Below are 21,630 nucleotides of genomic sequence, written 5' to 3'. Positions count from 1 at the left end.
CATTGTGCATTGCGTGCATAGTGGTAGCTGTGAAAATTAAATGCACATATATACATTATTAATAGTTAGATAAATCAAATTATAGTTAGTATAACACATTAAGCAACTATTTTCAAATTTAGGTGTAAAAAATTGAATACATGAGCATTGTATTTTTCACAGAGTGCATTGACAAAACTAAGAATAAAATTTTTAAAATTATTAAAAAAGTTCTTGACAACTAACGCATGTTTTATTATACTAATAATAAGAAAATGATAATCATTATCAATTAAAGAGAGGATGATTTGTATGCCTTTAACAATGGTAAAAACAGGAGAGCCGAATGTAATAAAGAAAGTAGGCGGTAAGGAAGAAACGAAGCGTTTTCTAGAGAATCTTGGATTTGTAACAGGAGGTCTGGTTACTGTTATTTCTGAAATCGGTGGAAATATGATAGTAAACGTGAAAGATTCCAGAGTTGCAATAGGCAAAGATATGGCAAATAAAATTATTGTATAGTTTTAAATATGCATCACATATTTTGAGTATACAAATTAAGAAAGAAAGAAGGAGCCTTATGAAGACTTTAAAAGAAACAGCTTGCGGAGAAACAGTAAGAGTGAAAAAATTGACAGGGGAAGGTCCTGTGAAGAGACGTATTATGGATATGGGAATCACAAAAGGTGTTGACATATTTGTTCGAAAAGTAGCCCCACTAGGAGATCCAGTTGAAGTGACAGTAAGAGGTTATGAATTATCACTTAGAAAAGCAGATGCTGAGATGATTGAAGTGGAATAATTTTTGTTACAAGGTTAGTCAAAACTAACTTGAAATAGCATGGATATAATATGGCCAAAGGGCAGAAGGAGTTATAAAATGTCAATTAAAATAGCACTCGCAGGTAATCCAAACTGCGGAAAAACAACATTATTTAATGCATTGACAGGTTCAAACCAATTTGTTGGTAATTGGCCGGGTGTAACAGTAGAGAAAAAAGAAGGTAAGTTAAAAGGAGACAAAGAGGTCATTATAATGGATTTACCCGGAATTTATTCTTTATCTCCTTATACGTTAGAGGAAGTTGTAGCCAGAAATTATTTAATTAGTGAAAGACCAGATGCAATTTTAAACATTGTGGATGGTACTAATATTGAACGAAATCTCTATTTGTCAACACAATTAATGGAGCTTGGCATACCTGTTATTATGGCAGTGAATATGATAGATGTACTAGAAAAAACAGGTGAAAAAATACATATTGATAAACTCAGCAAAAGATTAGGCTGCGAAGTAGTGGAAATATCAGCACTAAAAGGGACAAAAACAATGGAAGCTGCCCAAAAGGCTGTAGAGCTTGCAAAAAGAAAAAATGCAAATATACCAGTACATGAATTTACTCCCGAGGCAGAGGCAGTGATTCAGGCAGTGGAAGAAAAATTAGGATTAGATATTCCAGTAGAGCAAAAACGTTTTTTTGCTATAAAGCTGCTAGAAAAGGATGAAAAAATTCAAAGCCAGATGAAAACGGTTCCGGATGTATCTAAGGAAATCAAGCAAATGGAAGAGGAATTTGACGATGATACAGAAAGCATTATAACAAATGAAAGATATGTATTTATTTCATCCATTATAAATGAATGCTGTACAAAGAACAAAACGAAAAAGCTTAATACTTCAGATAAAATTGACCAAATTGTGACAAATCGCTGGCTTGCAATCCCAATATTTGCTGCAATTATGTTTATTGTATATTATGTATCTGTTACTACAGTAGGTACATGGGCAACAGACTGGGCAAACGATGGGGTATTTGGTGATGGCTGGAATTTGTTTGGAATTGAGGCAGTTCATGTACCTGGTGTCCCGGCACTAATTGAAGCAGGTTTAACTGCAATTGGATGTGCTGACTGGTTACAGGGTTTAATCCTTGACGGTATTGTAGCAGGTGTCGGAGCTGTACTAGGCTTTGTTCCTCAGATGCTTGTATTGTTTATTTTCTTAGCCTTTTTAGAAGCATGTGGCTATATGGCCAGAGTTGCATTTATTATGGATCGAATTTTCCGCAAATTTGGACTCTCGGGTAAATCTTTTATACCTATGTTAATTGGTAGTGGTTGTGGAGTGCCCGGAATAATGGCATCGAGAACGATTGAAAATGACCGTGACAGAAAGATGACAATTATGACGACAACCTTTATTCCATGTGGGGCTAAGCTGCCGATTATTGCTTTAATTGCCGGCGCATTATTTAACGGAGCGTGGTGGGTTGCACCAAGTGCATATTTTGTTGGAATTGCCGCAATTATATGTTCTGGTATTATCTTGAAGAAAACGAAAATGTTTTCAGGAGATCCGGCGCCATTTGTTATGGAACTTCCGGCATATCATATGCCGACTGTTGGAAACATATTAAGAAGTATGTGGGAAAGAGGTTATTCTTTCATAAAAAAAGCTGGTACCATTATCCTTCTTTCTACCATTGTTTTATGGTTCTTAATGAGTTTTGGTTTTGTGGACGGACAGTTTAGAATGTTAGATACACTGGAATTAAATGATAGTATTTTAGCTGCCGCAGGTGGAGCAATTGCATGGATATTCAAACCTCTTGGCTGGGGCAATTGGAAGTTTGCGGTTGCAGCGGTAACAGGATTAATCGCGAAAGAAAACGTAGTGGGTACATTTGGAGTTTTATTTGGATTTGCAGAAGTGGCAGATAACGGATCTGAAATTTGGGGCAGTCTTGCACAGAGTTTGACAATGGTTTCCGCTTACTCATTTTTAGTATTCAACTTACTTTGTGCACCATGTTTTGCAGCAATGGGAGCAATTAAACGTGAGATGAATAACGCGAAATGGTTTTGGTTTGCTGTCGGATATCAGACATTGCTTGCTTATGTTGCAGCCTTGTGTGTATATCAGATTGGAAATCTTATTACAACAGGTAGTTTTGGACTTGGAACTGTAGTAGCTTTTCTTTTAATCATAGGTTTTGTTTATTTATTAGTGAGACAAAGTGGTACCAATAAAGTATCCAATGTAGAGGTGAAGAAAGTAGCGAATGCAAAATAGTGCTAGTGTTTTAACACGGTTGACACTGCCATAATAAAGTGATTTAGGGAGGAATAAAGTTGACCAGAGAAACAAACAGTAATAATTTAAAATTTGGACATAATACGAATAGGTATTTGAGAACGCAGTTGCAAAAAGATAATATCATTGAACAATTAAAGAAGAATGGCTGCCGGATTACGAAACAAAGGCTGTTGTTGCTGGATGTTATATTGGAGGATGAGTGTTCCTGCTGTAAAGAAATTTATTATAAGGCATCAGGGATAGATAAGAGTATTGGTACTGCTACTGTTTACCGTATGATTAATAAGCTGGAAGAGATTGGTGCGATTAATCGAAAAAATATGTATAAAGTAGCATGCTCTGATCGATGTGAAATAGAAAATGCATGCACGATAGAACTGGATGATAATACGATATATCATTTTTCAGCTAAAAATTGGAATATGGTAATCAAGGAAGGATTAAAAGTGTGCGGATATTTAAAAGCCCAAAATATTTTGAATGTAACAGTAAGGCAATGCGAATGTGATGGTGAAAATTGCAGATAAATGCCGGAAAGAAGGTAAATATGATCAATGAATATGTAAATTTATATAATATTGTGATATTCGTGGCATCTATTATCTTGGTATTTGTATTGAATTTTATCAAAAAGATGTTATTAAAGTATATGAAGAGGACGAGCTGTAAATAACAGTTCGTCCTCTTCGTATCATAGGAAATACCTATGATATTATGGTTACACCATGCAGGATTCCATATGTAGGGAAAATGTCTTTGATTGACTGCATTTGCCGCGACAAAGCAGTCAATCCTTTTATGGCTCTCCACTTTGTTTTTATTTTGGAAGTTGTTTCGACAAGCCGCTTGCATAGACTAATAATAAATCTTGCTCATGGCGTTTTAGAGAATGATATAAGGTAAGAAGCTCAATATCTTCAGGAGAAAAGCTGTTATCCTGACAGGAGGTTGGAATGTCATCGTTAAAAAATTCTGATAGAGAAATACCGAAGCCATTGCATATCTTTCGGAGTGTTGACAGGGTTGGTTCTGTATTTCTTAGAAAAATATTATTAAGACTGCTATAGGGAATATGAGAGCGTTGTGCTAAACGATAAATGCTCCATCCGTTTAATTCAAGTATCCGTTTAATCCTTATAAGAGTATCATTTTCTTGCATATTTATTCCTCACTTTCGTTATATTTGATTTAATTGTATCTAATTGCAGAAATATAATAAGATGATTATATGAGTAGCATGTAAGGTTGACTATACAACTCATATGAGTTATAATTAATAAAAATTCAGACAATACGACAAAAACTTCAATATAGTGAAACTATTTCTGAATCAAAAAGTCTAATGTAATGGACTTATATTGTACTGGTTTTAATACAAATATTCAAAAATACGATGGAGGAAGAGTATGAAATTTTTACAAAATATCAAAGTAAGGTACAAAATTTTATCAATGGGAATTACATCTATATTATTAACAGTAGTAGTAGGTTTAATCGGTCTTCTTTATTTAAATAGCGTAAACAGTAATGCAGAAACTATGTATCAGGCATTTCAAAAAGCTATTTATTTAGAAAAGGCAATGGATGTTAAAGATGAGAGTGATAAAAAGCTATTGGAATTAATGATTACGGAGGATGAACAGTATAATCAGGAGCTTAAAACTCAAATCGAAGGCTCAGGGCAAGAGATTGAAAGCTATATGGCACAATATGAAAAATTAGGAGTTAGTTCAGAGGAAGAAGAGCTCATTCAATCATTATACAGTGCTTTGGAGCAGGGAGAAACTCATAAAACACAGATTATTTCCTTGGCAGATTCAAACAAAAATGAAGAAGCATACAGCTTGTTTCAAAAGGAATATGACGATATATCAACTCAAATGGAAAATTGTGTAGATGAATTTACCCGTATATTAAGTGAAAACGGAGAATCAATAGAACAAAATAATGTAATGGAATTTCGTAATGCAACAACAATAATAGGTATTATAATAGCTATTGCAACATTGCTTGTACTAGCTTATGTAATAATAATTAATAAATTAATTTCAAAACCAATTGAATCATTTAGCAGATATATATCTAAATTTTCAAAAGGGGATTTAAGTGAAGAAACATTAGCTCAAGCAAGAGATGCAAAACTATATAACGATGAAATCGGAGCCTTGGGCAAAAGCATCATCGCTATGAGAAGCAATCTTTGGAATATTATGTCTAAAATCAATGATGTTGCATCTTCGGTTGCTTCCTCCTCAGAGGAATTATCAGCCAGTACAGAAGAATCTTTATCTATGATTGAAGAAACTACAAATTCCGTTACATCAATAGCGCAAGGTGCAAAAAATCAACTGACTAATATTGAAACAACTTTGAATGTCATTGAAAACATTTCTAAAAGCATGGTGAATAGCAATGATAGAATAGATGATACGGTTCATATTACAAACGATGCAATGAAAGCTGCCAAGGACGGCGAAAAGGCAATCGATGCGACGAAAGAGCAGATGAATCAGATTGAAAAAACGGTAATTAATGCAAGTGAGAGCATTATGGAATTAGGAGAACGCTCTACAGAAATAGAAGAAATTGTTGAGACGATTTCAAGTATTGCAGAACAAACGAACCTGTTATCTCTAAATGCAGCAATTGAAGCGGCTCGAGCAGGAGAACAGGGAAAAGGCTTTGCAGTTGTAGCAGAGGAAGTTAGAAAGCTTGCAGAAAGCTCAGCACAATCAGCTTCTAAAATAGCGGCTCTGATTCAAAGCATTCAAAAAGAAACAAACAGCGCTGTCGCTTCGATTCAGGAGGGAACCAGTCAGGTGCGTATCGGAATGAATGTAGTAGGACAGGCAGAAAGCGCTTTTGGAAATATATCTGAGTTTGTAGATAATATTACGAAGCAGATTAATGAAATATTTCTAACCTCAAAAACGATAATTAGAGGAAGTGATGAAATGGTCTCAGCAGCAAAGGAAACCAATGCTTTAAGCAATGAATTCTCTGAGGTATCCACAAACATTGCGGCAAGTATGGAGGAACAGACTGCTACCGTGAATGAGATTGCTAGAGCATCTGAAAGTCTTTCTGTGGTTGGAGAGGAGTTAATTAATGAGGTTTCATCCTTTAAGCTTTAAGAATATAAGGACAGGAAAGTTGTAAATTTTCCTGTCCTTTTTCTATTTTTAGCGTTAATAGTCAATGACTTGACAAAAGAAATGTTATTTTGCAAATGTTTTTATTAAGTGGGCATAGTATGCAAGAATGATTCGTACGAAAGTCATGAAATATCAGGATAAAAATTATATATTATTTTAGAGTTGCATAAGGGAGAGTGTCTTGGTATACTAGGAAAAAGTGGAAGTGGTAAGAGCCTGAGCGTTAAAATCAGTGCAACTTGGCAGTCACATGGGAATTTGTCGAAAAAACAATTGTATAATAATGCAGTTAAAATGCTTGTAAGCATGAAGTTAATGAATCCAACGCAGGTATTGTGTAAAAAGTATGCGAAAACGCTGTTACATTCCATTGTTGACATGAAAGGGATAGAGGATGAAGAACAATTTAATGATAGAAGGAAATATTTTCAAAGGACTTATCTTATTTTCGATTCCGATGTTAGCCAATAGTTTGCTTCAACAGTTTTTCAATACAGCGGATATGTATTTTATTGGAAATTATATTGGGAAAAATGCAGCGGCAGCAGTAGGAGCAAGCGGAGTACTGATTACCTGTATGATAGGTTTATTTGTAGGAATATCTACAGGAATTGGAGTGATAGGAGCAAGATTATATGGAGGCAAACGGTACAAAGAACTGAAAGAGGCAGCAAGTGCAGCGTTAGGTATAGGTATCATATTTTCTATATTTATTACGATAATAGGTTATTGCTTTATGGAAACATTACTGATTAAATTCCAAACGCCAAAAGAAATTTTAAAAGAAGCGCTACAATATGCAAGAATGTATCTGCTTGGCTTGTTTCCTATGATGGGGTTTCATATATACGCAGCTGTTATGAAAGCAGCTGGTGAGGTGAAAATTCCTCTTATCAGTATGGTCATAGGAGGTCTGACTAATATTGGGTTAGATGCTTTGTTTATTATACACCTTGGATATGGAGTAATAGGGGCATCCCTTGCTACAGTTATTTCACAATGGATCGTTTTGGTACTGATTGGCTATCAGTACCATTATAAGCTAATAAAAAAATTAATGATAAATCAGAATGCGCCAAAATTAGATTTTAAAGAACAATATAATTTTGGCAAAGAAGTGATTAGAATTGGAGTACCTGCAGGGGTGCAGGCTGTGTTACTTACTTTTTCAAATCTTATTATGCAGTATTATGTAAACAAGCTTGGAATTTCTCAAGTTGCTGCTTTTTCTGCTTATTTTAAAATAGAGTCAGTAATTTATCTTCCAATACTTGCCATGGGACAGACTGTTATGATTTTTATCAGTCAGAATAAGGGTGCTGGTAGATTAATAAGGGTTAAAAAGGGAGCTATTTATGGATTGGGATTGGGGATTCTTTTAACGCTTGTTATTTCAATCAGTATGTTAAGTGTAATTGAAAGTATTTTCTGGATTTTTATAAAAGACAACACAGTTATCTTTTATGGAGTTTCTATAACTTTAGTTACATTTCCATTTTATTTTTTATATGCCATTTTGGATATAACAGGAAATGTAATCCGTGGATTGGGGAATTCTTTTATTCCCATGTGCAACTCCATTATTAGTTTGTGTGTTATACGTATACTGATACTTGTTCTGTGGGCAAGCTCTTACAAGGATGTAAGTAAGATTTCATATATATATCCCATCACATGGTTTATATGTGCAATGTTAAATATGGGTATTCTTTTTCTGCTCTTAAAAAAAGAAACTGTTACAGTAAGACAATAAAGAGAGTAAAACTTCCAATTAAAATATAAAACGAATAAAAAAGAGAGGTAAAATAGAATATGTTAGAGGTTTTAAATGTAAAAAGAGGTGAGAAGAAGCAGGTAGAACTAGGAGTTTTAGGTGGTAAGTCTAAGCTGCCTGTTACTATAATTGCAGGAAAAGAAGAAGGAGAAACTCTTCTTATTACCAGTGGGATTCATTGCACTGAATACACTGGCATTCAAGCGGCTATCGAATTGGCACAGAATATCATTCCAGAACAAATTAAAGGAACGGTTATTCTGATACATCCGGTGAATCAATCAGGTTTTGAAATATGTAATAATAGCAGCGTTGTTCCCGAGGATAATAAAAATCTTAACCGCGTCTTTCCAGGAAATAAAAATGGAAGCGCAGCCGAACAATTGGCTGACTTTATAGTGAATCATTTATATAGTTTAACAGATTATTATATTGATATGCATGGAGGTGACATTCAGGAGGATTTATCTCCCTATGTATACTATGTCACAGTAACTAAGGATTCTGTTAAAGATAAGGCACAGCAAATGGCAAAAAGAGTCAATGTAAATTATATGGTTGGTTCTAAAGTAGGTAGTTATGGAGCCTATAACTATGCAGGCTCGTTAGGAATCCCAGCTATACTAATTGAGCGAGGCTGCAAAGGAGTTTGGAATCATGAGGAAGTTGAACTATATCAAGAAGATATTAAAAATGTGATGAGATACCTTGGGATACTAGAAGATAATAAGAAAGAAGTAAGTTTTGAGTCAACTGAACTTGAACAAGTGCATGAGCTATGTGCAAACAATACAGGATGTTGGTATCCTGGCAAAAAAGCAGGTGAAAGTTTTAAAAAAGGAGAACTGGCGGGTGAGATAAAGGATTACTTTGGCAATGTAATTGAGCAGATCTATTTTGAAACGGATGGAATTATATTGTATCAGACTTGTTCCTTATGTGTGGGAAAAAATAAAGAAATAATAGTATATGGAGAGAAAAACGGATGAGGTGTTTACACTTTATCTGTTTTTTTTGATTAGAGATAAGCTGTTCTAAATTTATAAAAAGCATCGACTTAGAATAAAAAACGGCAAATGGAAGAAAATAAATGATAAAAAACAATCATTATGACTATTGACAAACCGATTGCAATTAGATAATATAAACATAAGTTAGATACATCTAACTCGAAAGGAGAAAACATGAGTTCCGAAGTATTTCAAATTATAAAAAGTATGAATCTTAAAAATTTAGAGATACAATTGGCCATACAATGTGCACCATTTATAATGGGAATTAAAATCTCCAATTTACTTATAGTTCAGAGGGAGAATGCCGAGTATGTGGAAGAGATGTTTAAGAATGGAGAAATCTCTTATTTTATTCTTTGCGAGACACAGAATAAAACAACTTTTTTATTATACCGGTTAAATGAGCTTATGGACTATTTAAGTAAAAGAGAAGTAATAAATTTGCTAGCAGTGTTAGGCTATAAGAATCATATGCTTTTTGAAATTTTAAGCTGTATTCGAAAGAAATATGAAGCATATATGGCAACTAGCAAAAAATTTCCACATGAACTGGGCTTGATACTAGGCTATCCGGTTGAAGATGTGTATGGATTTATGGCAAATCAGGGACAAAATTTTCTATATGCAGGTTACTGGAAAGTATATGAAAATATAAAGGAAAAGCAAAGGATGTTTGAAAAATACAATCAGGCAAAGGAAACCGCGATTCGTTTAGTTTCGAGTGGGGAAAGTATTTGGGAAATCATAGACAAGTATAGTAATAATAATTTGCAAAATGCAGTAATTTAGGAGGATGATAGGTTATGGGTAAGATAAGTGTAATTTTTTGGTCACAGACAGGAAACACAGAGGCTATGGCAAACGCAGTCGGTCAGGGAATAAAGATGGCCGGTAAAGAGGCTGAGGTGATTGAGGTGTCAAAGGCTTCTTTAGACAGTTTAAAAGATTCTACCGTATTTGCTTTAGGCTGTCCTGCCATGGGTGCAGAGGTTTTGGAAGAAGAAGAGATGGAACCATTTGTTGAAGAGATAGAGAAATTTGCAACCGGTAAAAACATCGCTTTGTTTGGCTCCTATGGATGGGGAGACGGAGAATGGATGAGAGACTGGGAAGAAAGAATGATAAATGCAGGTGCTGTTTTAGTTGGAGGAAAAGGCTGCATGTGTCAGGAAACACCAGATGATGAGGTATTAGCAGAGTGTAGTGAGATTGGAAAGCAATTAGCAGCACTTTGATCTTTAGATAAAGCCGTTACGAAGTTTAATGTAACGGCTTATCTGTACGAGATATCAGCAGGAGTCAGAAAGGAGTTAATATGAGTGTTGTAATTATAGGCGGACATGATAGAATGGCCTGTCAGTATAAAAAGATATGTAAGGAATATAAGTGCAAAGCCAAGGTATTTACAAAAATGTCCGGTAAATTTGGAGATCAGATAGGAAGTCCTGATTTAATTATATTATTTACCAATACAGTTTCACACAAAATGGCACGATGTGCTGTTGCGGAGGCAGAAAAAAACAATACGGATTTAGTCAGATGTCATTCCAGCAGTGGATGTGCATTGAATGATATTTTGGAGAATGTTTGTAAAAATGAATGTGATTTATAGCAAATAGAGGTTATGAAATTCAAATTTTGAATGCATAATCTCTATTTTTTATTATGTAAAAAATAAATATCTTTGTGTATTATTTAGGTTCATTATGTTGAAAAAAAACACTTAATACGTAAAATAAACAAAAAATATGTAAAATAAGTTAAATAAAAGTAAAAACAACAAAAATATAATAAATTGTAAAATAATTTAACATATTGATTTACAAATGTACAATAATATGCTATCCTAATCTAGTAAAGACGATAAAATTAGACAAAAATTGGGGGACTACCATTAATGCTTGCTAATTTAGAAGTGTATAATTATGCAGGGGAGAGGAGGCATGAAACAAGCTTTTTTATGACAAATTTTGCAACGCTCCTAAAAAAGCGAACGTTAATTGTTAGATAAATTATGAGGAGGTATTTTAATGTATAAGAAAAAAGTAGCATGGTTAGTTTTAACAGCACTAATGATTTCGCTTGTGCCAAAACCAATAACCTATGGTGCAGAAGCAGATAATACAAGTGCTTATGAAGAGCGTTTTATGGAAATGTGGGAGGATCTGCATGACTCAGATAATGGATATTTTAGCGAACAAGGAATCCCATACCATTCAGTAGAAACTATGATTGTAGAGGCACCAGATTATGGTCATGTTACAACTAGTGAGGCTTTTAGCTATTATTTGTGGTTGGAAGCTATGTATGGTAAATTTTCAGGAGATTTTTCTTCATTTGAGGATGCTTGGGATATCACTGAAAAGTACATAATTCCAGGAGATAAAGATCAACCAAATAGCAGTATGAGTAAGTATAATGCAAATTCACCAGCAACGTATGCAGCAGAGTGGGAAGAGCCGGATTTATATCCATCAGCAATGGATTTTGGAGCAGCTGTTGGTAAGGATCCAATTAACAGTGATTTGACTTCAACTTATGGAACATCACAGATATACGGAATGCATTGGTTACTTGACGTAGACAACTGGTATGGATTTGGACAAAGAGGAGACGGAACTTCAACACCATCCTATATTAATACATATCAAAGAGGTACACAGGAATCTGTATTTGAAACAATACCACAGCCTTGTTATGAAACTATGAAATTTGGCGGTAAAAATGGATTCTTGGATTTATTTGTCAAAGACAATTCCTATTCACAGCAATTTAAGTACACCAATGCACCAGATGCTGATGCCAGAGCTGTTCAAGCAACTTATTGGGCAAATGAATGGGCAAAAGATTATGGTGTCGATTTGTCGGATGATGTAAGTAAAGCAACTAAAATGGGTGATTATCTGCGTTATTCTATGTTCGATAAATATTTTAGAAAAATAGGAAATTCATCAACAGCAGGAACAGGCTATGATTCAAGTCATTATCTATTATCCTGGTATTATGCGTGGGGTGGCGGAACGACTGCTGACTGGGCTTGGAAGATTGGTTGCAGCCACAACCATTTCGGATACCAGAACCCAATGACAGCATGGATTCTGTCTGAGGATTCAGAATTTAAGCCAGCTTCTCAAAACGGTGCAACCGACTGGGGAGAAAGCTTGGATCGACAATTAGAATTCTATCAATGGCTTCAGTCGTCAGAAGGAGCAATTGCAGGTGGAGCGAGCAACTCTTACAATGGACGTTATGAAACATTACCTTCAAATGTTTCGACTTTCTATGGTATGGGATATGAAGAAAATCCTGTTTACAGTGATCCTGGAAGTAATACGTGGTTTGGTATGCAGACATGGTCAATGCAGCGTGTAGCTGAGTATTATTATCAGACCGGAGATACCAGAGCGAAAGATATCATGGATAAATGGGTAAGTTGGGTTAAAACAGTTGTTAAATTAAACAGTGATGGTACGTTCCAAATTCCTGGTAAAATAGCTTGGACAGGTCAGCCTGATACTTGGACAGGTACTTATACAGGTAATTCAGGTCTGCATGTATCTGTAGAAACTTACGGAACAGACCTTGGTATTGTAGGTTCACTTGCCAATACATTATTATATTATAGTAAAGCATCTGGTGATGATGAATCTCGTGTTCTTGCCAAAGAATTACTTGATAGAACCTGGACACTTTATCGTGATGAAAAGGGTGTATCATGTACTGAATATATAGATCCTACACGTTATTTTGAACAGGAGGTTTATGTTCCGGAAGGCTTTACAGGAACAATGCCAAATGGTGATGAAATTAAGAATGGTATTAAATTCCTTGATATTCGTTCTAAGTATAAGGATGATCCTAACTATGAGAACTTATTAAACGCATATAATACAGGCACTGACATGGAAATTAATTACCATCGTTTCTGGGCTCAATGCGATGTTGCAATTGCAAACGGATTATACTCAATTTTATTTGGTGAGGAAACAAATGAAAGTAATTCTACCCTTTCAACAAATAAAGCAACCTTTGATAAAAATGCTGCTGAGGACATTTCTGTAGAAGTAACTTTAAACGGAAATACTTTAGATGCAATCAATAACGGTAAGGATGCTTTAGTGAAAGGAACTGACTATACAGTAAATGATAACGTGGTAACCATTTCTAAGGATTATTTAGCAAAATATTCGGTTGGAAACGTTAATCTAACCTTTGATTTTAGTGCAGGAAAGAACAGTGCATTAAAGGTATCTGTTATCGATTCTTCAGTACCTGAAGCTGTAGAAGGAGATATTAAGGTACAAATGTACAATGCAAGTACTTCAAATACGACAAATGGTATTTCTCCTAAATTTAAGATTTATAATGAGGGAGATAGTGATATTTCACTTTCTGATGTAAAGCTTCGTTATTATTATACAATTGATGGTGATAAGGATCAGAGTTTCTGGTGTGATTGGTCAACAGTTGGTAGTAACAACGTAACCGGAACTTTTGTTAAGATGGATGCATCTAAAACAGGGGCTGATCACTATCTTGAAATCGGTTTTAGTAATGGCGCAGGAACTTTGGCAGCAGGACAGTCTCTTGAAGTACAAGTGAGATTTTCTAAATCAGATTGGTCTAACTATACACAAGACGGAGACTATTCATTTAGTACAGCCAATACGTCTTATGCAGATTCAGAAAAAGTTACAGGTTACATTAATGGTGCTATCCAATGGGGAATTGAACCATAAGAAGTAGAAATACTCTGGTATGATGTAGTAAAGAGAGTTTTCTATCATTAAAATTATCACCGCTCCATGCAGGGGCGGTGATTTTGAAATGATTATGATATTTTTACAGAAAAGTAGAAATAGAGTGAATGGAGGAAAGTATGAGAAAATCTTGGAGTAAATTAGTAGCTGCAGCACTTGTGTGTACGTTATTGCCAGTACAGGGGATAAAGGCAGAGGCTGCTAACTATAATTATGGAGAGGCACTTCAAAAAGCAGTTATGTTTTATGAATTTCAACGCTCAGGCGAACTGCCGGAGAATACGAGAAATAATTGGAGAGGTGATTCAGGACTTACAGATGGTGCAGATGTCGGACTTGATTTGACCGGAGGCTGGTATGATGCCGGAGATCATGTAAAATTTAATATACCGATGGCATATTCTGCGACCATGCTTGCATGGTCTGTATACGAAGCTAAGGATGCTCTTATAGAAAGTGGACAATTGGATTATCAGATGGATAATATAAAATGGGTCAGTGACTATTTAATGAAGTGTCATCCAGAGGCAAATGTATTTTACTATCAGGTAGGAAACGGTAATACAGATCATTCTTGGTGGGGACCAGCAGAGGTAATGCAAATGTCAAGGCCTTCCTATAAAGTAGATTTGTCAAATCCTGGTTCATCTGTAGTAGCGCAGGCGGCAGCAGAGTTGGCATCAACAGCAGTGATTTTTAAGGAAGAAGATGAAGAGTATGCAGCGACATGCATCAGCCATGCGAAAGAGCTGTTTGCCTTTGCTGATAACACAAAAAGCAATGCAGGTTACACAGCGGCTAACACATTCTATGGTAATTCAAGTGATTTCTATGATGAATTGTCATGGGCAGGGGTTTGGCTATATTTAGCAACTGGTGAAAAAGAATATTTAGACAAAGCAGAAGGTTATGTGGATAATTGGAATGGCAGTGCAGGCGTGGCTTATAGCTGGGGACAAAATTGGGATGATGTTCATTATGGTGCAGAATTATTACTGGCTAAGATTACAGATGAGCCCATTTATAAAAAGTATATAGAGCAACATTTAGATTTTTGGACGACTGGATATAATGGAGAAAGAGTTACTTACACTCCTAAGGGACTGGCATGGCTATCAGAGTGGGGTTCTCTTCGTTACGCAACAACTACTGCATTTTTAGCAAGTGTTTATGCAGACTGGTCTGGATGTAGTGCAGAGAAGGCAAATACATACAATACATTTGCCAAACAGCAGATTGATTATGCGCTTGGAAGCACCGGAAGAAGCTATGTAGTTGGCTTTGGTACAAATTCACCGGAGCATCCACATCATAGAACCGCTCACAGTTCTTGGACAAATAGTATGGCTAATCCTACCAGCCACAGACATGTTCTTTATGGTGCACTGGTAGGAGGACCCGGAAAAAATGACGACTATACAGATGATATCAATAATTACGTTGTCAATGAAGTTGCTTGTGATTACAATGCAGGGTTTGTAGGCGCTTTGGCTAAAATGTATGAGGATTATGGCGGTACACCTATTGAGAACTTTACAGCTATGGAGAAAGTAACCAATGATGAATATTTTGTTGAGGCATCAGTCAACGCATCAGGCTCTAACTTTATTGAAATAAAAGCAGTTCTTAATAACCAATCTGGCTGGCCGGCAAAAATGGGAGATAAGCTTTCTTTCCGTTATTTTGTTGATATAACAAAAGCGATCAATGCAGGTTACAGTGTCAGTGATTTTAAAGTGACAAATAACTTAAACGAGGGTGCAGTTTTATCTCAGCTAAAGCCTTGGGATAAAGAAAATAATATATATTACGTAGATGCTGATTTTACAGGAACTAAGATATATCCGGGAGGAAATTCAGAATGTAAAAAAGAGGTTCAATTTAGAATTACAGCCCCATCTGCGTATGAATTCACAAATGATTTCTCATTCACAGGATTGAAGACAGGAAGTGTTGCCAAATCCTCTTATATCCCGGTTTATGATGATGGTGTAAAGGTATTTGGAAATGAACCAGGTGCCAGTACGGGAGAGATTAGCAAAAATTCTTCAATTTCAGTAAAATCAGTTTCTTTTGATAAGGCAGAAAGTAATCAGAAAGATATTTCTGTAGCACTTACACTAAATGGTAATACATTTGTGGGAATTAAAAATGGAAGTACTGCTTTAGCAGGGAATGAAGATTATTTAGTAAATGGTAATAATGTTACGATTCGAAAAGAATATCTGGCAGCACAAAATAGCGGAAAATTGAATCTTACCTTTGCATTTAGCGCAGGGACAGATTCTACATTGGCAGTTAATGTTTCAGATTCTTCTGTCGTAACATCAGGGGATGTTGAGGTTTCAATGTATAATGTTAATTCCCAAGCTTCAGCCAATGGAATTGCTTCAAAGATTAAGGTACTTAATACAGGAGATACCAGTCTAGATCTTTCGGATGTTAAACTAAGATATTATTATACGATTGATGGTGAAAAGGATCAAAGCTTTTGGTGTGACTGGTCAAACGTAGGAAATTCCAATATAACAGGTGCTTTTGGTAAATTAGATACAGCAGCCAAAGGGGCAGATCACTACGTTGAAATTGGTTTTAGTGATGCAGCAGGAGAGATTTCACCTGGAAATGCAGTAGAAGTTCAGATACGATTTTCAAAGGCAGATTGGAGTAATTATAATCAAACGGATGATTATTCTTTCATAACATCTGCTAATGAATATACAGATACTCAAAATGTAACTGCTTATATTGCAGGCAGTCTTGCATGGGGAATTGAGCCATAATCAATAAAGATTAATAATAAGAGCAGGCATTTTATTATGAAAGAAACAGCTACTAATTCTTTACGAGAAGATTAGTAGCTGTTTCAATTGAAAGTATTTGACCTGTTTAGTAATTCTGAAAATAATTTTTTTGAAAATTACTTGGAGACACCCCTTCGCTTACTTTAAAGACACGGCTAAAATAGAAAGAGTCTGCGAAACCAGATAACTCAGCAACTTCTTTTAAAGTCATCTGTGGATGCTCCATTAAAAGTTGTTTTGATAACTCAATACGCAGTTTGCTCACATATTTACTAGGAGAAATATTATATTCTGTTTTAAAAAGCAAAGAGATATATTTTTCATTATAACCAAAAAGTTCATAAAAATCCTTGTAGGTAATTGGTTGCGTATAATTTTGATCTAAATATTTTTTAACTCTTTGGACGATAGCCAAAGAGTCTTTTTTCTGCGTTTGATCAGACAGATTGAATATTAAATATAGTGAATGGAGTAGGTTATCATATAAAGCATCGAAATTATCTGAGATGCTAATCATTTCAGTAGCACTTAGGTAAGAAGTTAATAGTGTTGAACTTTTTTGCAGCATCTGGCTCAAAATATAACGTAAATCATTATGAAGCTGAAATTGTGCAATTTGTTTTGTTCTCCACCAGTCAATTGTTTTAATACAAAAAGATTCAACAATTTCTTTCGTAGCTTTTGAAGGAATTTGTTGACATAATTGTTGTACCTCTAAGGATACAAAAATAGGATCTGTATTAACTTGATTCTTGTCTATCATAGTTTTACTAACGCCGAAAGGAATAGTTGAAAGCGCGTAGACACAACACTCATTCATAATAGTGGATAGTGTTGAAATATTATTTGTTGTTTTTGATACTACAATATTTCGATAACTTTCAGTAGTTTCAATATGGGATTGAAAAGCAGTAATTATGGGCGATAAGGTACATTTTAAATCACTACAGCTTACAATTGTAAAAATACATTCATTATAATGTCTGCCTTTATTACAATAAATCCATATATTCTGTTGCTTCTCGATATCTGCGATAAAGGAAAGGTCCAAATTTTTAACTAATTCACGGCTTATATTTAATTCATCATAAGTATTGTCGATTACGAAACCATAATAAATAAATAGAAAAGTAATATAATAACCGTCTAAAACAGAAGAATTTGAAATGAAGTTTCCGTTATAGATCAAATCACGGATACATTTATTTTGGTGTTGGCGGATTTCTGCGTAATAGGATTTTTTGAAATCATTCAGTGTATTTAAAAGAGAATCAAATTCCAAAGGTTTTAAAAGATAATTCTTTACACCCAGATGAAGAGCAGACTGAGCATAAGTAAACTCTTCATATCCAGTTAATATGATAAAATGGGGAACCTGTTCAAGTTGATTTGCTCCTTTTATCATATCAAGTCCATCCATTACAGGCATACGAATATCAGTAAATACAAGATTAGGAAATGCAGCTTTAATTTTTTCTAATCCTTCTAGTCCATTTCTGCAAATTCCAATTACTTTGAAACCATTGCTATATTGAGAGATCATTGTTTCAATACCACGTGCAATCATGGGTTCATCTTCCACAATCAATACTTTAATTTTGTTGTTCATTGATTTTGCTCCCTATTGTTATAATTGTCCATTGGTTCTGAGTGGATATCTGGAAATATTCATTGCCACTATAAAATATATGAAGGCGAATTACTGTATTTTCCAGTCCAAAACCTTGTTTTTCTAGAAATTGATTGGAATCATATTCTTCGAAAAATGAATTTTTATATTGTTCAAATCGCTGAAATAATTGTTCCTTTTTATCAATTGAAAAAGGAGAACCATTGTTTGCTACAGACACATACCAATTACCGTCTGCCTGATAAGACTTAATTTTTATTTTCCAAGGAGGTGCAATATCTTGAAAACCATGCTGAAAGCAATTTTCTACCAAAGGTTGTAAGATTAACTTAGGAACATGTATATCATTTATAGTCTCATCCAGTTCCCAGATGCATTCAAGTGCATCCTCATGTCGGGTCTTCATAATGAATAAGTAGCTTTGAATGTTATTTATCTCATTTTCAAGGGGAACGGATTTACCACTGTAGGATATGGTATAGCGTAAAAGCTTAGCTAATTCAGAACACATTTTTGACACGGTTATATTTCCGGTATTTAAAGCACTAGCACCAATAACAGAAAGGGTATTATAAAGAAAATGAGGGTTCAATTGTGCTTCCATTGCATCATAGTGTGCTCTTAAAGTACGTTTTCGAGTTTCTACTAACTTATTATTCTGAATATAGATTTGGCTTAAAATATCTTGTATAGTATTAGTCAATGCAATTATCTCATTACTTTCAGTAGCTACATTTATTTTAACATCAGGACTTAGTTTACAAGTTAGTAATTGTTTACAAAGACTGCGTAAAGGATTCGTTAGATAACGTGTTAAAACGTATAGAAACAGAGCTACTACAATAAATATTACAAAAAACGTAAAAATAGTTATTTTTATGAGTTTATGAATTTCCATGGTTAAATCGGAAATATTACGTATCAGAATCAATTTCCAATTGGTCAAAGAAAAAGTTTTTTCGGAAGCAATATAAGAGTTATTTACAAAAAATGTGTTGTGAGTAGAATTAGATTGATTCTTCTGATAAACATTTAATACAGCTTCCGTATCTAAAAGATCATCTGAACTATAAATAAAGTTATTATTTTCGTCCAATATCATAAATTCATATTCTTTTTGGTTATTATCGGACATGGTTAATAATTTTTTGATTTCGGACATTTGGATTGTATATTCCAAAATACCATAGCTTTGATAGGTACTGCGTACCCAACGAACAACAGAAATAACTTGATTCTCCTTGCTGAACCAATAATCTTGGTGAGGAAGAAGGAAAGCCTCGTAATTCTTAGCTTCTAAAAGATGCAGCAAATCGTCATTTGAACGAAGCTTAACTTTGCCAAAATAAGCACTGGAATTAGAAACACTAGTACCAACATTGTCTAAATTGTTACTAATATAATGAATGCAACGATCGCTTGATTTAGAATAAAGTATGGTACGAAAAATATTCTTCATATTGGAAGATTGTGAAGGCTGCGAGGCAAAATAATTAGCATCAGAGTAAGGGATTTGTTGAATAATATTTAAGAAGTTATCTGAAGTCTGAATGGTTTTTAGGGAAGAATTCATATCACTTAATACGTTATTTAGCTGCATATCAAGAAGAACCAAAGTACTCGCAGTGTTATTTTTTAAGTTATTTATCATTAATTGAGAATTATACTGATAAAATAAAAAAGCACAAGCAGACATAGCCAAGGTAATTATGAAACAACAAGATAAATACAAGGTTATCTGAAAGTTTCTTTTAAACATAAGTATACTCCTTTTTAGGTGAAATTTATTAGGTGCTAACTTAAAATATATATAATTATCATATGGTATAGACTGCTTAAAAATGAAGTTACTCCTTTGCTGATTTTTTTCAGTATAATAGAATTTTTTATTAAAGTCAATGAATGCTCAATAATTTTTTGTTGTATAAAATATGCATATTTTATAAAGACATTTTGAAGTTTGTCCATGGACTTTCAAAGCCATATTATATAAGATAAATGTAGCATTAATAACTTGATTCATATCAAACGATGATAAGAGGAGGATAAAGAAATGAAAAAGAAATTAGCACTATTTTTAACTGGAATTTTTGCAGCTACCCTTTTAATTGGATGCGGAAACAGTACTGAATCAAATGACTCAAATGAATCAAATGAGGAGAGTGCTGGTAGTGGTGTAACTTTAACTTTATATGGAAATGCAGATGATCTTGCTAAACCATATATGACAAAGATTATTGATCTTTATGAAGCAGAATCAGGTAATAAAATTGATGTTCAAGGATTGGATACAAATAATGCGGAAACGATTGCATTGACCAAATTTACTACAGGGGACATACCAGATTTGTATATTCACTTTGGAAATAGTAATTTATTAAATTTCAATTGTGAAGAAAATTTTTATGACTTTACAGAAGCAGAGTGGGTATCAGATATTAATGAAACCGTTCTTCCACAGACAAAAGTGAATGGTAAAATTTATGGTCTTCCATTCTGGGAAGCATCGATTTCAGGATGCTTTTACAATACTAAAATTTTTGAAGATCAAGGATTATCAGTACCTACCACACAGGAGGAATTTGATGCTATTTGTGACAAGTTAGTGGAAGTGGGTATTCAGCCAATATATTTGGCGGCTTCGGATGCATGGCCGATTCTATACCAATATGCTTTTGACCCTATTTTTAGCGGTGATGATGGAACCAAGCTGATTGAACAGTTAAACAGCAATACAATTACTTATTCAGATATTCCCCAAATAAAGGATATGCTGAATTGGTTTAAGAAAGCAGCAGAACGAGGCTGGTTTGGTGAAAGCTATATGACGGACACATGGGATTATACGAGTGAAGTATTGGGTGAAGGGAAAGCGGCAATGATGTTTTGCTGGGACACTTGGTTCGATACAGATTTTGATAATGATTCCTATACTTATAAAAAGGATGATTTTGGTTTAATGCCTGTATTTATGGGAACTATTGATGACGGAACCTTTGAAGGGCCAAATGTTAATTTGATGATGGTCAACAAAAATGGAGAAAATGTAGAGACTGCTTTGGAGTTTATAAAGTTTATGGCAGATCCGTATAATTATAATAAAGCATTTGAAGGGATTGCAACAACACCTGTATTTAAACAGCAAACAACAAATACTCCTTCTATACAATATAATAAGGCAAAAGATCTGATTGATAAATTAGGGAATGCATCGGTTGCGCAACCTCAAATTATAGGATTTTCTCAGACAGAAGGCGGAAAAGCAATTCAGGAATTAATGAGTGGAAATATCACGGTTGACGAGTGCTTAAAACGATTAGATGAAGATCGCATCGCAACACTGGAATCCTTTAAAAAATAATTTCAAATAGGTAAAATTAAGACATTATAAATCAAGTCTAGACACTGGAAATTAAAG

General features: G+C 34.5%; 16 protein-coding genes. 13 read left to right on the top strand and 3 right to left on the bottom strand.

What is annotated here, in order from left to right:
• The first annotated feature begins 291 nt into the window (after positions 1-291).
• From C8E03_RS14025 to C8E03_RS14010, 4 genes are all read left to right on the top strand, one after another.
• Entirely contained in the window at positions 292-501 is a 210-nt protein-coding gene (locus tag C8E03_RS14025) for a FeoA family protein (protein ID WP_094377506.1), read from the top strand.
• Between the two features lie 58 nt (positions 502-559).
• Positions 560-781 (top strand): FeoA family protein, encoded by a 222-nt coding sequence (locus C8E03_RS14020; RefSeq protein WP_094377507.1) that lies wholly within the window; start codon positions 560-562, stop codon positions 779-781.
• Between the two features lie 78 nt (positions 782-859).
• Complete coding sequence (feoB, locus tag C8E03_RS14015; RefSeq protein ID WP_110291310.1) at positions 860-3,052, top strand: ferrous iron transport protein B; 2,193 nt, start codon at positions 860-862, stop codon at positions 3,050-3,052.
• A 59-nt stretch (positions 3,053-3,111) separates the two neighbouring features.
• A complete protein-coding gene (locus C8E03_RS14010) occupies positions 3,112-3,603 on the top strand; it encodes a transcriptional repressor (RefSeq protein WP_094377509.1) in 492 nt (163 codons plus the stop codon).
• Positions 3,604-3,893: 290 nt separating this feature from the next.
• Here the strand turns inward: C8E03_RS14010 and C8E03_RS14005 are convergent, their stop codons facing one another.
• On the bottom strand, positions 3,894-4,235 hold the full coding sequence (locus C8E03_RS14005) for a helix-turn-helix domain-containing protein (RefSeq protein WP_110291309.1): 342 nt from the start codon (positions 4,233-4,235) through the stop codon (positions 3,894-3,896).
• 247 nt (positions 4,236-4,482) lie between these two features.
• Between C8E03_RS14005 and C8E03_RS14000 the strand changes: the two genes are divergently transcribed.
• The 8 genes from C8E03_RS14000 (at position 4,483) to C8E03_RS13965 (ending at position 16,561) form a co-directional block, all read left to right on the top strand.
• Complete coding sequence (locus C8E03_RS14000; protein ID WP_094377511.1) at positions 4,483-6,210, top strand: methyl-accepting chemotaxis protein; 1,728 nt, start codon at positions 4,483-4,485, stop codon at positions 6,208-6,210.
• Between the two features lie 415 nt (positions 6,211-6,625).
• Positions 6,626-7,984: an MATE family efflux transporter gene (locus C8E03_RS13995; protein ID WP_110291308.1), complete on the top strand. Its 1,359-nt coding sequence runs from the start codon at positions 6,626-6,628 to the stop codon at positions 7,982-7,984.
• Between the two features lie 59 nt (positions 7,985-8,043).
• Complete coding sequence (locus tag C8E03_RS13990; RefSeq protein ID WP_110291307.1) at positions 8,044-8,994, top strand: M14 family metallopeptidase; 951 nt, start codon at positions 8,044-8,046, stop codon at positions 8,992-8,994.
• Between the two features lie 195 nt (positions 8,995-9,189).
• Positions 9,190-9,807 (top strand): DUF3793 family protein, encoded by a 618-nt coding sequence (locus C8E03_RS13985; protein WP_110291306.1) that lies wholly within the window; start codon positions 9,190-9,192, stop codon positions 9,805-9,807.
• 14 nt (positions 9,808-9,821) lie between these two features.
• The gene (locus C8E03_RS13980; protein WP_094377515.1) at positions 9,822-10,253 is read left to right on the top strand and encodes a flavodoxin; all 432 of its coding nucleotides are present in this window, start codon (positions 9,822-9,824) and stop codon (positions 10,251-10,253) included.
• Between the two features lie 80 nt (positions 10,254-10,333).
• Positions 10,334-10,630, top strand: coding sequence for a DUF2325 domain-containing protein (locus tag C8E03_RS13975; RefSeq protein ID WP_094377516.1), 297 nt, complete (start codon positions 10,334-10,336; stop codon positions 10,628-10,630).
• Positions 10,631-11,048: 418 nt separating this feature from the next.
• Positions 11,049-13,757 carry a glycoside hydrolase family 48 protein gene (locus C8E03_RS13970; RefSeq protein ID WP_094377517.1) on the top strand — a complete coding sequence of 903 codons (2,709 nt, stop codon included), beginning with the start codon at positions 11,049-11,051 and terminating at the stop codon, positions 13,755-13,757.
• Positions 13,758-13,897: 140 nt separating this feature from the next.
• Positions 13,898-16,561, top strand: a complete 2,664-nt coding sequence (locus C8E03_RS13965; protein ID WP_207657808.1) for a glycoside hydrolase family 9 protein — start codon at positions 13,898-13,900, stop codon at positions 16,559-16,561.
• Positions 16,562-16,667: 106 nt separating this feature from the next.
• Here C8E03_RS13965 and C8E03_RS13960 read toward each other — a convergent pair whose 3' ends face one another.
• Positions 16,668-18,191, bottom strand: coding sequence for a response regulator transcription factor (locus tag C8E03_RS13960; protein WP_110291304.1), 1,524 nt, complete (start codon positions 18,189-18,191; stop codon positions 16,668-16,670).
• Positions 18,175-19,971 (bottom strand): sensor histidine kinase, encoded by a 1,797-nt coding sequence (locus C8E03_RS13955; RefSeq protein ID WP_094378241.1) that lies wholly within the window; start codon positions 19,969-19,971, stop codon positions 18,175-18,177. Before C8E03_RS13955 ends, C8E03_RS13960 begins: the two co-directional genes overlap by 17 nt.
• Positions 19,972-20,265: 294 nt before the next feature.
• Between C8E03_RS13955 and C8E03_RS13950 the strand changes: the two genes are divergently transcribed.
• Positions 20,266-21,573, top strand: coding sequence for an ABC transporter substrate-binding protein (locus C8E03_RS13950; RefSeq protein WP_110291303.1), 1,308 nt, complete (start codon positions 20,266-20,268; stop codon positions 21,571-21,573).
• The last annotated feature ends 57 nt before the right edge of the window (positions 21,574-21,630 follow it).

Source organism: Lachnotalea glycerini, from assembly GCF_003201285.1.
In the GTDB taxonomy this organism is placed as follows: Bacteria; Bacillota; Clostridia; order Lachnospirales; family Lachnospiraceae; genus Lachnotalea; species Lachnotalea glycerini.
Note: the sequence above shows the minus strand (reverse complement) of the source record. Positions and strands in the feature narration are given on the sequence as shown.

Coding starts and splice junctions, on each gene's coding strand:
- C8E03_RS13950 (WP_110291303.1), top strand. CDS start 20,266: ATGAAAAAGAAATTAGCACTATTTTTAACTGGAATTTTTGCAGCTACC.
- C8E03_RS13985 (WP_110291306.1), top strand. CDS start 9,190: ATGAGTTCCGAAGTATTTCAAATTATAAAAAGTATGAATCTTAAAAAT.
- C8E03_RS13980 (WP_094377515.1), top strand. CDS start 9,822: ATGGGTAAGATAAGTGTAATTTTTTGGTCACAGACAGGAAACACAGAG.
- C8E03_RS13995 (WP_110291308.1), top strand. CDS start 6,626: ATGAAGAACAATTTAATGATAGAAGGAAATATTTTCAAAGGACTTATC.
- C8E03_RS13975 (WP_094377516.1), top strand. CDS start 10,334: ATGAGTGTTGTAATTATAGGCGGACATGATAGAATGGCCTGTCAGTAT.
- C8E03_RS14000 (WP_094377511.1), top strand. CDS start 4,483: ATGAAATTTTTACAAAATATCAAAGTAAGGTACAAAATTTTATCAATG.
- C8E03_RS13970 (WP_094377517.1), top strand. CDS start 11,049: ATGTATAAGAAAAAAGTAGCATGGTTAGTTTTAACAGCACTAATGATT.
- C8E03_RS13955 (WP_094378241.1), bottom strand. CDS start 19,971: ATGTTTAAAAGAAACTTTCAGATAACCTTGTATTTATCTTGTTGTTTC.
- C8E03_RS14020 (WP_094377507.1), top strand. CDS start 560: ATGAAGACTTTAAAAGAAACAGCTTGCGGAGAAACAGTAAGAGTGAAA.
- C8E03_RS13965 (WP_207657808.1), top strand. CDS start 13,898: ATGAGAAAATCTTGGAGTAAATTAGTAGCTGCAGCACTTGTGTGTACG.
- C8E03_RS14005 (WP_110291309.1), bottom strand. CDS start 4,235: ATGCAAGAAAATGATACTCTTATAAGGATTAAACGGATACTTGAATTA.
- C8E03_RS13960 (WP_110291304.1), bottom strand. CDS start 18,191: ATGAACAACAAAATTAAAGTATTGATTGTGGAAGATGAACCCATGATT.
- C8E03_RS14025 (WP_094377506.1), top strand. CDS start 292: ATGCCTTTAACAATGGTAAAAACAGGAGAGCCGAATGTAATAAAGAAA.
- feoB (WP_110291310.1), top strand. CDS start 860: ATGTCAATTAAAATAGCACTCGCAGGTAATCCAAACTGCGGAAAAACA.
- C8E03_RS13990 (WP_110291307.1), top strand. CDS start 8,044: ATGTTAGAGGTTTTAAATGTAAAAAGAGGTGAGAAGAAGCAGGTAGAA.